Genomic DNA, 15,901 nt, shown 5'->3' with positions numbered 1-15,901 from the left:
TGTGCATGGTCTGAGTTGGATTTGAGCGGGCGAAGACCTTTATCGTCAGCAACAGGTGTTCAAACCTGCACGCTGACCAACATGGCCGGGACGACGCGTTCCGAGGTCGCTGGCCGCACGACTCCAGCCCAGCCTGATTCGCACGATTCGTGCGCTGACAAGTTCTGGTCATGGGTGGGAGCGGGTCATGACGAATTGGTTTGCAGATACATTTTCATCGGACGCAAGCCCCGAGGACCTCGTCAAGGCGAGGTCGCTCAACATCACGAGGATCACTGGTGTGGCGGTTCCGGTTCTTGCCGGAATCTCAGTGGCCATTGGAGAACTTACAGACCAGCCGCCCTTCAATGACGCTGGCTTCCAGCGGCAGATTGCGCTGGCGCTGGTCGCCTTGATCGGGGTGGTGGCTACGGCCGACATACTCGGTCGGTCAATCGCGAGTCGCGACTCCCACTCGTCGGTCGGCACGATCCTTCCGCGAACACTGCCTGCGAAGCTTGTCTTGGATCCCGACCCAGGCACCCATGTGAAAAAAGATCATCGACGGGCGCATTGTCGGGTTCCGAAGCACCAATGGCTCGAATCCAGGGCAATGGGGAGAGTACCTATTCGTTCCGGATGACTCGGATGTGAACCCGAGTTGGCAGCTAGTGACCGCTCTTGTTATCGATTGAGGGCTTTGCCCTCGCCTTTCGAAAACAGACTTATCGGGTCCCCAATAGGATCCACCGTACTCGGGAAGGTGATCCACATGGGCGGGATACCAGGCCAAACTCCGGCAACAGGAGGGTCAGACACCGGCGACACCCACAGGAGTGGTGGTGCGGCCGCCAGTGGACTCACCGAGCTCGGCACACAGCCGGGTGGTTACCGCGCGGACCCGCCTGACGACCCAGACATGACCGACCACGGGGATCCGCCCGGCGAGGGCAACGACGCGCGCGGTAATGGTGACGGCGAGACTAGTGCCAGCAGCCCCCTCCCAGAGACGCCTGACCATGCCCATGACTTCGGCTGCGGGAAGACCCTGGAAGCCTGGGGCGTCACCCGGCAGTTCTCTTTCGGCCAATTCGTCATCCTTTATGCCCGCGACGACAAGGACATCGGCCGCGCCGAGTCGGTGCCCCTTGTGGTCACACCCGAGGGGACGCTCAACCGCGAGGTCGGTACCACTAAGGAGGAGCACCTGCAAGGTGTAGGGCCCGGGCAGAAGAAGGCTGTCATGGTCTCCGCCGCCGAGGTGGTCGCCCGCGCCAGCAGCGCGAACAAGGCAGGCAAGCCACCCGTTGGCAGCATCGCCGAGGTGGTCGGCGGCCTCCCGCTCGACCTAGCGCTCTCGGCGGATGACCCCCTCGCTCTGGTCACCAAAGCTCCACCCAATGCAGTGCAAATCGACAACCTGCGCGACATGTTGGAGAACAAGACCCTCGTCACCGAAGTCGGTGCCGTGCGCCTGCGCCCGATCCTCGACGACGCCGCCAAGGTGGCCTTGCTCGAGGGTCGAGCCGTCGATGCGCTCGCCGAATATGATGCTGCGGACGCAGCTGGCGAGAACCATGTGCGACGTACTATGGTCCGCCTCAGTCCGGTCACAAAGGAAGTCGCGCTGGACGCAGCTGCCGTCGACACCGCATTGGCCACCGGCGCCGTCCACCTCCCCGGTGCCGGCGAGGACCTGACCCTCGACCGAACCACTCGCCTCGACAGTTCATTGCGTTCAGGCTCAGCGTTCACTCTCACCGCGTCGCTCAGCGATGGAACGCTGCGCCGGTACCGGCTCTCTGCCTCCCCATTGCCGACCTCCGAGCCGCTGGCGAAGACGTTCACCATCGAGGACCCCTCAGCCTTCCTGCGAACGCCCTATCTGCCCGCCGTAGACGGCACACCCCTGCGCGTCGATCTCGACACCGCCATCGTCACCAAGCTGCGAACCGCACGGTCCGCCACCTTCGACCTGAACGGCACCCAGGTCACGCTCCAAGTCATCGCCGCTCCCGACCAGGCCGCCCCCAGCACTGCCGCTCCGACTGCCGTGGCGTTCATGCCGGGCCGCGTCGGCAGTGGCACCGGTCTAGTCGCGGCTCTCCCCGGCCCAGCTTCCGGCATGCCTCTCCCCGGCGGACCAGGCGGACCCGCAGTACCCGGAGGACCCGGAGCGCCCTGGCCCGGGTTCCCGCTCCCCAATCCCAGCATTCCGGCGCCTGGTGTTCCCGGCGGCCCGGGAACCAGCATCCCGGTCCCCCTGGGGCCAGTGACCAACCCCGCCGATGGCCTCGACGGTGCCGGTCCGATCGGCCTGACCCCCGATCCCGACGGCGGCTTTGCGCCGGCCATCGACTGGCCAGGGAAGATCGCACAGCTGGACAAGGTGAAGCTGCTGCTCGCCAACTACCCGTTCTGGGCGAAACAGGCCCAGATCTTCGACGGCTCCACGAAGACTCCCCCTGGCAGCGAGCCGTCCGGCGAGGCGATCCCCGGGCCGGTCAAGGGACTGCCGGTCGCGCTCTTCCTGCCCTGGAAGCAGGAGTGGCGCTTCACCGGTCTGTCCCGCGGGAACCTGCTGTCCTCGATCGCGCTCGCCCCGCGCGAGGAGCGCGTCATCCGCATGTACAGCTGGGAACGCCGGTCCAAGGCTCTCGAGCAGTCCACCGAGACCGAGACCGAGATGCAGCAGGACTACACCTCCACCACGCGCGACACCGACGACGTGCTGCGTGAAATGACCTCGAACCAGAAGTTCAACAGCCAGTTCGGCGCGGACTTCGAGGCCTCCTACAGCCCTGGCATTGCCTCCATCAAGGTCGGCGCCAACCTCGACCTCAGCCAGGAGCTCGGCCTTCAGCAAGTGACGAAGGCCAGCACACAGCACCTCACCGAGACCGTGCATCGGGCCTCCGCCCGCGTCCGGTCTCGCCGGATCACCAAGATCACTGAGTCCTCCGAGTCCGTGACCGGTGAGGATGTGGTCCGTCGCATCGTGAACTACAACGACTGCCGCACCATGACCCTGGACTACTTCGAGCAGCTCGCCCACTACACGATCACCACCAAGTTCGAGAAGGAGCGGCTCCGGGTTGTTGTCATGATCGACAACCCGCTGCGCACCACCCCGTTCACCAACCTGACACTGCGCACCAACGAGACGGCGCTGCGCCAGTCCCTGCTCAACCCTGAACTGGGCGACGGTTTCGCCGCGGCCCGTCTGCTGGCCAGCTACGAGAACGCTTGGCTTGAGGCCGCCCGGGTGGCCTCAGAGTCGAAGAAAGTCGCCGAGCTCGACAAGGAACGCGCCAAGGACACCACGACGACGCCGCCCGTCACCAAGCCCGAGAACCCCTACAAGGACCAGGTCCTCAAGGCCGCCAAGGACGTACGCGACGCCGCGAAGAAGCTGCAGGCAACGACCATTGACGCGGCGCTCATCATGATCGGCGCTCACATCAAGCCGTTGCCGTACATGATCGCTGCCGGGCAGTACTGGCTGTGGTCCACCCTCGCCGCAGCCAAGCTCGGCGCCAGCGTCACCGACGCTCTCACCACGATCGCCGCCATCACTGGCGACCCCTCCCTCGACGACGCCCGACGCCTCAACGACGCCTTCGGCGCCGGCCGAGTACAGGAACTCAGCCGCCTCGCATCGCTGCCGGACAACGAGAAGGAGGACCTAGCGCTCGCCGGCGCCATCCACCGCTTCCAGGCTGCACCCTGGGACTGGGCGTGGTGGAGCGGGTCATGCCGCGACAACGGCCTGTATACCCCAAACGACGCCGGCCTCGTCGGCGCGATGACCCGGATGACTGACGCACTAGGCAAGTACGAAGCGAAGGAGTCCGAGGGCGACGCGCTCCTGCAGGGACAACAGATGGTGCAGAAGGCCAACGAGGAGCAGGCCGCAGCCAACTGGGTCGACAAACTGGAGATGAAGTACGGCCTCGATGTCGTCGCCGACGCCCAGGAACGTCAGACTGCTCTCCTCACCCACCTCCATGACCACAAGGACTACTACCACTACGTACTCTTCCAGGCCCTACCACCTGGCGAACAGCTCAAGCTACTGACCGCCAACGCCGCCGAACTCCGCGTCGGATTCTTCGAGCCGCGCGTCGTCGCGTACAACGGCGACCAACTCGCCATCCCTCTCACTCCGACCGGACAGAACGAGCTGGCCAAGTTCGTCGAGGACGCCCAGGAGTCCCTCGCAGAGGCAGCCGAGGAGGCACAGGCAGCCGCCGACAAGATGGTCCCCGAGGAGGTCATCATCCCAACGGCCGGGTTGGTGGTGGAGACCTCGATGGGCAAGTGCAGCGCCTGCGAACCACATCGTGAGCAAATGCACTCGCTGGAGGCGCGGAGCGCAACTGCGCTGGCCCGGCAGGCTGAGGCCGAGGCGGATCGTCGCGACAAGCTGCTCGCGACGACGCCCCCGAAGCTCGGCGAGTTCACCGGCGCCGACGGAGGTGGCCGACTGACCGTCCGCCTCGAACACGCCGGGCCGCCCACGTGACCAGCCACGTCCGGACGTCACGGTGAGTACTGCGACCCGGGGCACAAAGAAGGCAGACACCCGCCGCGCCGCCCAAAAGGTCAAGAGCGCCCGAACCAAGGGCGGCCAGGGTGCGGACACGAAACCTGCGGGAATTCGCCAGCTGCCGCTCAACGACGACCTCGAAGACGTGTTCCGGCATGTTCTGCTCCTCACCGATCTCGAACCAGGACCTGCTGTCTGGGACAACCCTCCTCAGCCGGCTCGCAAGGACACCGCCATCGGCTATCGCGGCGCAGTCCGCATCATCCTCACCGACCCCGAGACCAGAACGCGAGCCGAGACCTGGCTCACCGCCGACCCCGACGACCTCAAGATGCATCTGCACTACTGCTACGCCCGGTTCGGATGGCCGGCCGTTGCCCAGACCCATACACAACTTTGCGCCGCGAACGAGCAGGAACTAGGCCGCCATCACACCATCGATGAGGCCGCCAAGAAGGGCCTCAGCCCCAATGCGCTCATCGACTCAGAAGGACCGGTTGAGACACCGGACATCCTTGAGAACTGGTACGCGGTCGCCTGCGAGTTCCCGAGCAATATCTACCGGCACCTGCTGGCCGTCGAAGGCCGCGCTCGCCAGATCGCTCACCAGGCTCTCGACCGATCCGAACGGTCCCTGTCGCGCGCCGTCGACGACTACTTCGCCCGCGACAACCCGACCGAGGAACCGCCCGATGCTGAGGCCCTGACCGAGATCTACGACTACTTCACCGACATCGACCCTGGCGCGCTGTTCAAGGTGCCCAAGAACCAGCTCTCGGTGCGCCAGGACAGCCCGGCCGTCCTCGACCTCTGCCAGCTCCTCGCCGATCTGGTGCGTCTCAACGCCGAAGTCATGAAGTTCGACCGACGTCTGGGACTGCTGCCGATCGGCAGCAGGAACCGGCCGGTCGGGCAGGCCGCTATGCAGGAGCTGATCGCCGCCAAGGGCCGCCGCGCGCGTCGCGTCCAGGAGTCTGCTTCCCGGTTTCCGATGACGTTCCGCCTCCTTGAAGCACCTTATCGGTACGGAGACTCCGGCCAGCCCGTCGTACCAGTCCTGGACTCGGTCGGCAAATCGTTGAGCAACATCGAGATCCAGCACGCGATCAGCGCTGCGTTCGCGCGCACCGCCAAGGCCATCGTGGCCCAACGTGCCGCGGCAGGACCGCTGGAGACACCATCTGCGAATCGGGCACTCGATGCCCTTCCGCTCCCACCACAACCACGGCTGCGGTCTCCAGGGCCAGCCGGTGAGCTCGGGCTCGCCAACCCGGGTACCCGCATCTTCGGCAAGGTCCTCCCGGCGAAGGGCAAACGCGGCGCCTGGGACTTCCCCAACGCGATCGCACACGCCCTCGACGACCTCGGCTACGGCGCCGGATCGGCAGTTCGCGCGGCCGCTCAAGAGTCGATGGAAGGATTCCCCATCCCGTGGGACCTCAAGCTGTTCTTCGACGTCATCAAGGTCACCATCGGCGTGGGCATCGTGGCCCCGCTCGTCGAAGCGTGGGAATTCAAGGTCAAGGTCGTCGACAACATCAACGAGATCGATGCCGAGGAGTTGATCCATCAGGCTGTTCTTGACCCCAATGACGCGCTTATCGAACGCTCTGACCGCGAGCAACGAGTCCGCGAAGCACTCCTCGACTACGTTCTCGAAGAACGCGTCGCATCGAAGCTGGCCGGCAAGGTCCCGAGGCTCAGCAGCCTTCCTGCGATCGCCGGTGCAAACCAGGCGCTCGTACCGCTGATCGACTACGCGCAGCGCATCGCCGCTGATCAGGCCGCCGACAAGGCAGCTGACACCGCTACCAAAGCCCTCGCTGGTGCGAGAGACGAGCCGCTGGTACCAGCCCCGCTGTTCGCGGCTGCTGCCGCCAGCATCGCCGTCAGCGAGATACCAGGCCGCGTGACTCTCGGCACTTCCCTACTGCCACGGGTCATCGCCGCCGAGCAAAGCGATGTCGAGGACGCGTGGGTCCGCTGGGGGCGATCCTGGTTCGCATGCCAGACTGCCTGGCGAAACCAGGCAGCCCTTTCCTTCGGCCGCGCACATCTCGACGACCTCATCGCCGCCCTGCGAAAGGCACGCGGCCGGTACGGGAAGGACGTACAGAACCGGCTCGAAGCCGACCTGGCTGCCCTCCGCGAGCAATCGCAGGTGCTCGTACGCGGTATCGACCAACTGAAGCCGACCGAGAACGTGCGACGCGACATCCCGGCTCGCCAGATCCAGCACGCGGCTTCTGCCGGGCTCGGCGGTCTCCCTCCCAAGCTGCGCGACCTTGCGCGAATCGAGCACGGCGTCGCTGACACCACCACGGCCGGGCTGATGGGCTGGGAGCAAGCGCAGATCCTGCGCACCTTCGGCCAGTGGCACGAAGCGGCCACATCGCCGGACCTCGCCGCAACCTTCGACGACGGCAAGCGTCAACCGCTGGCCGCAGTCGCCGACGCGTTGCAAACGGCGCTGAACCGCGCCATGTCCGGGGAGAACCGTACGCCTGGACCACGTGCACTGGGCCGCAAGACATCTGCCTCGTACCGCCGCGACGACATCGACCCGACGGTACGGGCACTCGGTCGCCGCGGCCTCCTGCCACCGCTGAACCCGTGGAAGGTCCTCGGGACGATCGACGCCGAGATGATGACGCGACCGTTCACTCAGGAGGCCGCGTACTTCCACGAGTGGGTAGTGCCGGCCGCAATTCGCGCTCCCGACGCGTGGATACGGCTATGCGCCGCCCTGAGCGACCTTCCGGCCGCCAAAGAGCCACCTGAGATCGCTGCGGTCTGCGATCGCGCCGAGGGCCTCGTTTCCGAGCTTGTTGCGGTGGGATCGGCCGTCTATCAGTTCATGTGGCGTCGGGCTCTGGCGACCGCCGCCGATCTGGCTGAGCGCCTCAATACGCAGGACGCGGTGCAGGCGAAGGAAGCTGGCGAGCCCACTGCGCATCCGAGATCGTGGAGTGTAGTAGAGCATCTCGGTCCACGGCCACGCACCGTCGGTGGCTTCCCGGGCGGAATCATCGTGGTCGCCCGGACACTGCCGACTCCCCCGAACTCCCCAGCCGGATCTGGCACCGAGTCCACGCCCGGGAACGATGCGGCATACCTGGTCCTGTCCTCGCAGCGCATCGGAGGGTTCGCGGGCCCGCAGTCGCTGCGGGCCGCGGTAAAGGCCCAACAGTTGCTGTTCACACGTCCGCTCCTTCTCGACGACCGACAGGTACAGATCGACGACACCCCGGACCTGCGCGAGGTCACCCGCATCTTCACCGGCCAATGGACTGACGGCTTCGGCCAAGAGTGGCCCTCACGCGTGACGATCAGCCGCACAGGCGATCCCGCCGCCATCGCTCCGGTGACTCGCGCCTCCGGCGATGCCATCTCCCGGTCCGCATTCACTCATCAGCTGCTCTCAACCGCAAGGAAGCTCCCCTAGCTGGCTGTGCCGGAGCTGGTTCGGGCGATACCAGGCGTTGGTTCGCCCGCGCCTTCGATGACGGTGTAGATCTCTTCCAGCCTCGCGGCCAGATGGGTCCGGGTAGGCGGATTCGCCTTCTGACCTGCGGTTTAGTTCTTCATCGATGATCAGCGGTGATCATGCTTTATCGGTGTCTCACGGAGCTGTGGCGGAGCAGGAATTTGCCTGAGGCAATCTTTCGAAATCTGTTGCGTGAGCCGTCTCGTGCGAACTCCCGATGTGGTCGGCGCGGTCAGTTGCTTGGGTTGGACGCACCAACTGAGCGCCGGGGATTCCCGCTCCTGGCCGCGCCGCAGGGGCCGATCGGGGTAGCACTGTGATGGGCCACAACCTGACGGTTGGCAATCTCATGATCACGACGCCGAGGTTGGGCCAGGGCAAGGCGCCGACCGCTCCGTCCACGGACGGACATGTCCACCGAGATACCAGGTCGGCCAGCTAGATCGGATCGCGCCAGTGGCGCCGATGCTGCTGACGATGCGCAGCACGGCGCCTACCGGTTCCGGGTTCGCTGGTGATGCGGGATCGACGACGAGACGCTCCTGCCGTAACGAGCACGGGGGCGAAGGCAGCGTTGCGTGGGCCAACCTCCTGGTGGCTGGAGCGGTTCATGGTCGGCTCCACTCGACGCCGTCAGGTCTTCAGCCATCAACCACGCCCACCGCGTGTCGTCATACTTTCTGAACCGACCGGGCGAGTTCGTACAGCTTGATCACAACCGGAGAACGTTCGTAACGTCTTGTGGCGAGTTCCGATGTAGCGAGCAACGATTCGTTGTTTGGGGGAAGGTATGCGCGCATGTATGCGCCCAGTTCTGGCGGTAATCAATCGCTTCAGAGGCAGTAATGCCGGGTAAGGGAAAGGGAAAGGTAAAGAAGCGTTCGAAACGGTTCGCGGTGGTGCTCGTTGCGCTGACGAGCAGCGCAAGCTTTGTCGCCGGGGCGCTCGTCGATCCGGTTCGGGACCGCTACCTGTCGGGCGTCCTAGACAAGGTTGACGAAAAGCTCGGCAGCGGAGTGTTGTTCGTCGACCGGAAATGGCCCGAACTCGGCTGCTCGCCCGTGCCGATGGCACCGGCCGGACAGCCTGGTTCGTTGTCCGGGTACCGCGAGGGGCGGCCGACCACGACCACCCTGTACGAGTCCGGCGTCGGAGTTCCGTACCGGGAAGCCAGAATCACACTCGTACTGTCGAGCCGCACGTCCGACACCTTGACGATCACCGACATCAAGGCCGATGTGCACCGCGCTGATCCGTCGCACCCGCTGTGGGCACTTACCGACGCGGCCGGTGGCTGCGGCAACACTCCGCTCCGTCTGTTCGAGCTCAATCTGAACAAGACGGTTACTCCCGGGCCACGTCCGCTCAAGGACCTCGGAGTCGTCGACGCAGAAGAGCAGAAGCCGGATCCCGAGGTCAACAAGAACCCGCTCGGCTCGGCATTCACCGTCTCACAGGAAGATCCGGCGCAGCTCTTCGTCGACGTCAACGCCTGCGACAGCTACTTCGAGTTCAGCCTTGTGATCACGTACAACGTCAACGGAGCAAGCCACACCGAGACGATCAGCCCGGCGGACGGCGACTTCAAAATCGCCGGCGGCGCAGCCTCGAACTACTACATGGCCAACCTGGGTGATCCGAGCCCGGGCGGCCCACCACCACTGCAGCCGGTCGACTCCGGCATGTTCGCCAAGTGCAAGTAGCCGGTGGCTACTGGGTGCCGGGGAGGGCTGGGGATGAGAATTGACAATGTCATGACGTGCGCCACGGCCGACTGGAGCTTTCTGGCCACGGCACCATCGTTGAGCCAGCTCGCGGGCGTTCTCGCGGGCTTCCTCTTCACCGCGGTGGTCTTGTTGCTCAGCCGTCCACTCGTCGCTGCGCGCCAGGCCCAGGCCCTCGGTCTCTTCCTCGCCGCCTTCGTGACGCTTGCCATGGACAGCTACCTATTCGCGTCGCTCTCCGGCGACTCAGAGGCTGCGGACCTCTGCCTCAGAAGCCGCTCGTCAGGCCTCATCGCCAGCGGCATCCTAGGAGTTGGGGGCATGGCGATCATGGCGGGCATCTGTTGGCTCCTGGCAGCCTCCGTGACCCTCGACAGCGCGCCTCGCCGAACACAGTTCTGGCGCCAGGCCGAGGTAGAGCAACGAGACCTGGACGACGAAGTCCGGCGGCTGGGAATCTTCGCCGAAGTCATGATGTACGCCACTGCGGCGGCAATCGCCAGTTTCGTGGTCCTCACCGGCGTCGACTACGCGTACTACGGCCTGCACACTTCAAAAGTGGCCCTGCTATACGGCGGCGCCGCGGCGTATCTAGTGCTCCTGGCCGGCCTGCTATACGGCTCATGGGCCGTCAAGCGGAAGCGGACCGCGCCCGGACGAGCGACGGTCACCGCCGCGATCATGTCGACCGTTGGGTACAGCGTCGTCGGAGCCGTCGTCACCACCGTGATCATGGCCCCGTTCGGCGGCTACTGGGCCGAGCCCTCTCGTTGGGTAGTTCTTGCGATCACCGGCTTCGCCCTCCTCGGCGGCCTCCCCGCGATGATCACCCTCGCGCACGTCGTGCCGTCGCGGCGCACGCTTACGAAGCACCGGACGCCCTGATCAGACCTCGCACGAGTCCGGCAACATGCAAGGAGTTTGTCCAGTAAGACGATGCACAGTAGGTCATGATGGGAGCTCCCGAGCCCGTTAGCGAGTCGGGCAAATCTCCCACTGCTGTCGCCGCTCAGCCACGCGCCTCATGATTCACCGACCACACATCTGACGGGAAACGAAGGGCTTCAGGTAGCAGACATGCACAGCCGGGACTCGTGGCATCCGCGACTCATCATCGGCAAGATCGCTGCCCGGACTGCCGAATGGGCCGAAGGAAAGCCACTGTCAGGCTCCATGTCGAAGCCCGCTCTAGCGGCCCTCACTCCCGTGTTCAAACCCAACCAACATCAGGGCTATGTCGACCACCTGAGTGCAGCGCTCGACGAGCCGGGCGTCTGCAACATCGCGCTGACAGGCCGCTACGGCGCTGGCAAGTCGAGCGTCCTCGCTGAGTTCGCGCGCCAGAACCAGAAGCGGGTGCTGTTTCTCTCGCTTTCAACGCTGGGCCCAGACTCCGTAGACGACTCGCGCACGAACCAAATCGAGAAGGAACTCGTCAAGCAACTACTTCACCGGGAGAAGCCCGCCCGACTTCCTCAATCTCGATACCAACGAATCGACCGCCTTCCCGCTTGGCGTGCGTTCACCGAGGCAGCTGTCGCCTTAGCCACAGTGGGTCTCCTGCTGTGGCTGTTCGGCAGCTTCCCTGACATCCCCGGCTTGTCCCGCGGCGACGTGCCGAAGGCGGTGCGCGTCGCCGCGGCCACGATCGCTCTCGCCATCGTGATCGCAGCACTCGCCTGGATTCGCATTGTCGTGCACAATCGCTTCGTCGTCTCCGAGGTCTCTGCCGGCGGCGCGTCCATCACGTTGGCGAAAAAGTCTGAAAGCTACTTCAACCAGTATCTGGACGAGATCGTGTACTTCTTCGAATCGATGCGCCACATCGACGTGGTAATTTTCGAGGACCTCGACCGCTTCGACGAACCCGGCATCTTTGAGGCGCTGCGCGAGCTCAACACCCTCTTGAACGGCAGCAAACAGACCACCCGGCGCGCATTCGGGCGAAAGAGGCGCACCATCCGGTTCGTCTACGCGCTCCGCGACAGCATCTTCGAGAAACTCGGTCACGATACCAAGGAATTGGAGAACGATGCGGCACAGGCGGAGTCCGTGCGCGCGAACCGCACGAAGTTCTTCGACCTGGTCATACCGATCGTCCCATTCATCACCCACCGCACGTCGCGAGAACTGCTGTCGAGGATCATCAAAGATGACGGGCTAACTCCTGTTCCGCAGGTCAGCGACGAGCTCGTCGACCTAGCAGCCCGATATCTGCCTGACATGCGGCTCCTGACGAACATCCGGAACGAGTACTCGATCTTTGCCAAGCGCCTCATTATCGAAAAGCAAGGCATGGACACACTCACCGCTAACCAACTGTTCGCTATGGTCGTCTACAAGAACATCCACCTCGAAGATTTCGAGCTCATGCTTCTCGGCCGCGGCGACCTCGACACCGTCTATCAACTGAGTCGGGACATGGTGACCGAGGCGATCACCACCCGACGGGCAAGGCTCGCAAAGGTCACCAGCGGAGCCGCGCTAAAGGAGGCCCTCAGGTCGAAGGCACAGAACTGGGGCGAGCGGCTCAACTGGTTCTTCGCCAAGTCCACTGAAAGCGCCTACAGAGGCACCCACATCGGCTACACAATCGGCAACAACCAGTACTCAGTCGACGATGCCACGAAACCGAACTTCTGGCTCGAGGTGCTCGACACCAATACCGGTGTTACAGGGCGAGTGCAGAACCCCAACTACAACCGCATCGAGGTCGTCAGCCTGACGATGGACGAGGTGCAACTCGTCCTGGGCGCTGGCGTCAAACTCGACGACTGGGAGAAGGACACCCAACCTCAGCTCAACCGCGAGGAAGGTCGACTAAAGGCCGACCTCGATTTCCTCCGCACGGCCGACTTCACAGACCTCGCGAAGCGCCCCAACATCACCCTCACCGTCGACACCCAACTGCACTCGTTCCGTGGTCTGGTAGCCAAGCACATCAAGTCCGAGCTTGGCAGAGCCCTCGTGAACGACGGATTCATCGACCGGTACTACACCCTGTATGTCGCGCAGTACTACGGCGACCGCGTCCCGCCGAACGCCCTGAACTACATCGTGCAGAACGTCGACACGAACCGCACCGACATCAACTACCAGTTCAAGAATCCGAGCGAGATTGCTGCGGTCCTGAAGGAGACGAACGGCTCGTTTCTTTCAGACCCCAGCGCCTACAACATCAACATCCTGGACTACCTCCTCGAACACTCCGAGGCAGGCGCCCGTGTCGTGCTGGACTCGCTGGTGCGTCACGTCGGGAACACCGAACAAGCGTTCCTCGACGCCTACCTGTCCGAGGGCACTCAGGCGGCAAAAGCGGCCGCCTACCTCGCGGAACGGTGGCCAGCAATCCTCACCCAGGTCATCGAGACGGTGGGACTCGCCCATGCCCGCCGCATTGAGTTGGTCGACGCGGCCCTCGCTCACTCCAGCGACGACGTGACGTACGACCTCGACGACACCGTACGCACGTTCCTACAGGCCAATTACAAGGAGTTCTGCACGATCGCCCAACCGCAGGCGGGCGAGGACTCTGCGTCGGCCTCAGGAGTGGACCCCGACCCAGCCCTCGTGCGAAACGCGGTCACCACGATGGGGCGCGCGGCAGTCCTGTTCGACGACCTGACCGCACTCTGCACTCTCGCGGTGCGACTGGTGGTCGAGCAGGACTGCTACGCGATCACCGCCGCCAACCTCCGCACCGCACTCGGTGACCCCGAAACATTGAGCCTCGACCGAATCCGCAGCATCGACCCAGCCGTATTCGAAGACGTTCTCGACCATCCTGACGAGTATCTCGAAGCCATCAAGACCGACACCGCCTCGCCCGACACGACGGGGCCTCGATGGACCATCGAAGAACCATCAGCCTTCTCTGACATCGTCACCAACCTCGCAGACCTCCCCAAGGCACAGTCCGTCGCCATCATCCAACTCGCGCACCCCGACGGTGCCGTCGAGGACCTCTACACGGTGCCCGACACCACATGGGAGGCTCTGGCCCACTGCCAGCGATTCCCACCGATGCTCGGGAATGTCGACGCCCACATCAAACACCTCGGCGAGGTCGACAGAGACCTCGCGAGCCTCCTCACAACAGCTGGCCACATCGTCGTGCCTCAAGTCGACGACGGCGCAGCGCTAGCCGGCACCGAGAGTTCGGACGACGGCATCTCGAAGGAAGCTGACGAGGTCGAAGTTTCAAAGGGCCGCGTAGCTGCGGCCGTCATACAGGCGCAGCAGAGCATTCCCAGTGCGAGCGTTCGAGCCCGAATCGTCGGCTCGCTCAACCTCGGCTCCTGGTTCCCAGTCGGCAAGGTCCCCTCAGAGCAAGGCCAGCTCCTCGGGCATCTCCTCCGCGAACACATCTGCAGGGACGAAGCGGCCACCTTCGCCCACTTCGACACAGCCGACTGGGAAACCCTGAGCTACGGCATCATCCAGTCCACCAAGTTCGCCGAGTTCGTCACTCCTGAACTCCTCAGCCCAGCGATGACGGCGCTCCTCCTCGTCTGTGATGACATCACCGCTGAGCTCAAGCACATCATTCTCAGCCGATTCGACGAATTTGTTCCCGCCGACAACGACGCCACTCTGACAGCAGCAGGACGCAGCGCTGTTGACACCAACTTCAGCCTCAGCGCGGCACAAGTCACCACCATCGCCCACGGCACCGGAGATAGCGACCTCATTGTCAGGCTTCTGAACCACTTCCAGACAGACCTCACCATCGACCAGGTGCTCGACGCGCTTGTCCAGCTCCCCGATCCCTACAGCCGCCTAACTACAGCGGGCGAAAAACTCACCTTCCTCCGGGACGATCCTCATGAGGTAATTCTCAAGCGCATCCAAGCCGAAGGTCGCATCACGTCTCGGGTGTACGCCAAATCGCTGAGGAAGTCGGCACGCATCGAGGTCACGGTCCACTAGGTGGCGCCGAGGTTCGGGGCGCAACTGCCCACGCCTCGTCATACGGAGCCGAGCTCAGGAGTCCGACACCGCCCCTCCGTCACGTTCGACGCGCGCCGCTTGCGACAGACCCTGAACTTCGAGTGAGCCGGAGTTCCGCGCCGGCGCCGGCGACAGAACCTGGGAACAACGCGGCGCCCGTGGCGATGAAGACTTCGTCCTCGACCGTCCGGCCTCGGCATGGCCAGCTGTATCAGCCGATCAGGGCCCATGATCTCGCGATAAGTCATCGACGACGGACCGCGGGGCGTAGCAGGCATCCTCACGCCGGCCCTCCTGGTGCCCGCTGTCTGTCATACCAACGGTGTAGGCGTCGGTGCAGGCCCGTTCGACTCAGCGTCGTGCCATCGCGCAGGATGTCATGGTGATTGAGGACCCTAGTCAGAGCATCGAGCTCCTGGCCTGGCTCGAAGAGCCGCCGACCGCGATACCCCAGCCGATCTCTGTGACAGCGCCGGCACGTCTCCCATTTGAGCAACTCCAACCAGACGACTTCGAACGCCTTGTTCTGGCTGTCGCCCACACCAGATACAAGGTTGAGGAGGCACGGCAGTACGGCGTGTCTGGTCAAAAGCAGCATGGGATCGATCTATATGGGCGGTTGGCGTCGTCAGGCGACGCACATCCCAGGTACGTGACTGTGCAGTGTCGGAACGTCGAGGTAGTCAACCCAGCGGCGCTCACCAGCGCAGTGGATGAATTCCTCGTGGGTCCGTGGGCGGACCGCAGTGACCACTTTGTTTATGCCACGAGGGCATCCGTGAAGCGGACTGAGCTCGCCGAGGCGGTCGAAATCGCCGCTGCTCGACTCCGTGCCGCGCACATTCGATTCGAGGTCTGGGACGGCGAACGGCTCTCCGAACATCTGCGGGATCAACACCGGATCGTCACTACCTACTTTGGACCTGCCACAGCGGCGGTCTACTGTCTGCCCTCAGCAGGTCAGGCGCCGCCAGAGGCGGCTGCTACCGAGCAGGGTGCGTCAACCGATCAGGGCAGCGAACCATTGCCTTCGGAACCGGCGACAGCTGCAATCCTGACCCGACCTCCGTGTGGAGGCCAGTCTGGCGTATCGCTATGGAAGTCCGTACCACCGGGATGTCAACGACGGTTGAAAACGGACCCCTTTGCGGCGGTTGAAAGTGGACCCCCTGCTGGTTGTCATGGTTGGTCGTCGGTCGGTGTGGGGATCCG

Annotated in this window: 6 protein-coding genes; all 6 read left to right on the top strand. The window is 64.1% G+C overall.

Annotation, left to right across the window (positions count from 1 at the left end; translation table 11 throughout):
• Nucleotides 1-187 precede the first annotated feature (187 nt).
• Nucleotides 188-622, top strand: coding sequence for a hypothetical protein (locus EV645_RS32675; protein ID WP_130447941.1), 435 nt, complete (start codon nucleotides 188-190; stop codon nucleotides 620-622).
• 276 nt (nucleotides 623-898) lie between these two features.
• Entirely contained in the window at nucleotides 899-4,504 is a 3,606-nt protein-coding gene (locus EV645_RS32670) for a hypothetical protein (protein ID WP_130447940.1), read from the top strand.
• Nucleotides 4,505-4,526: 22 nt separating this feature from the next.
• Nucleotides 4,527-7,973, top strand: a complete 3,447-nt coding sequence (locus tag EV645_RS32665; RefSeq protein ID WP_130447939.1) for a hypothetical protein — start codon at nucleotides 4,527-4,529, stop codon at nucleotides 7,971-7,973.
• 938 nt (nucleotides 7,974-8,911) lie between these two features.
• A complete protein-coding gene (locus tag EV645_RS32660; RefSeq protein WP_206751460.1) occupies nucleotides 8,912-9,718 on the top strand; it encodes a hypothetical protein in 807 nt (268 codons plus the stop codon).
• Between the two features lie 33 nt (nucleotides 9,719-9,751).
• Nucleotides 9,752-10,624, top strand: a complete 873-nt coding sequence (locus tag EV645_RS32655; protein ID WP_130447937.1) for a hypothetical protein — start codon at nucleotides 9,752-9,754, stop codon at nucleotides 10,622-10,624.
• Between the two features lie 288 nt (nucleotides 10,625-10,912).
• On the top strand, nucleotides 10,913-14,668 hold the full coding sequence (locus EV645_RS32650; protein WP_130447936.1) for a YobI family P-loop NTPase: 3,756 nt from the start codon (nucleotides 10,913-10,915) through the stop codon (nucleotides 14,666-14,668).
• The last annotated feature ends 1,233 nt before the right edge of the window (nucleotides 14,669-15,901 follow it).

Origin of the sequence: Kribbella rubisoli (assembly GCF_004217145.1) — a bacterium.
GTDB classification, from domain to species: Bacteria; Actinomycetota; Actinomycetes; order Propionibacteriales; family Kribbellaceae; genus Kribbella; species Kribbella rubisoli.
The sequence above is the reverse complement of the archived record's forward strand: the minus strand, read 5'-3'. Positions and strand labels throughout refer to the sequence as shown.

Excerpts from the sequence above, each read along its gene's own strand:
- EV645_RS32675 (WP_130447941.1), top strand. The coding sequence starts at position 188 with ATGACGAATTGGTTTGCAGATACATTTTCATCGGACGCAAGCCCCGAG.
- EV645_RS32670 (WP_130447940.1), top strand. The coding sequence starts at position 899 with ATGACCGACCACGGGGATCCGCCCGGCGAGGGCAACGACGCGCGCGGT.
- EV645_RS32655 (WP_130447937.1), top strand. The coding sequence starts at position 9,752 with ATGAGAATTGACAATGTCATGACGTGCGCCACGGCCGACTGGAGCTTT.
- EV645_RS32650 (WP_130447936.1), top strand. The coding sequence starts at position 10,913 with ATGTCGAAGCCCGCTCTAGCGGCCCTCACTCCCGTGTTCAAACCCAAC.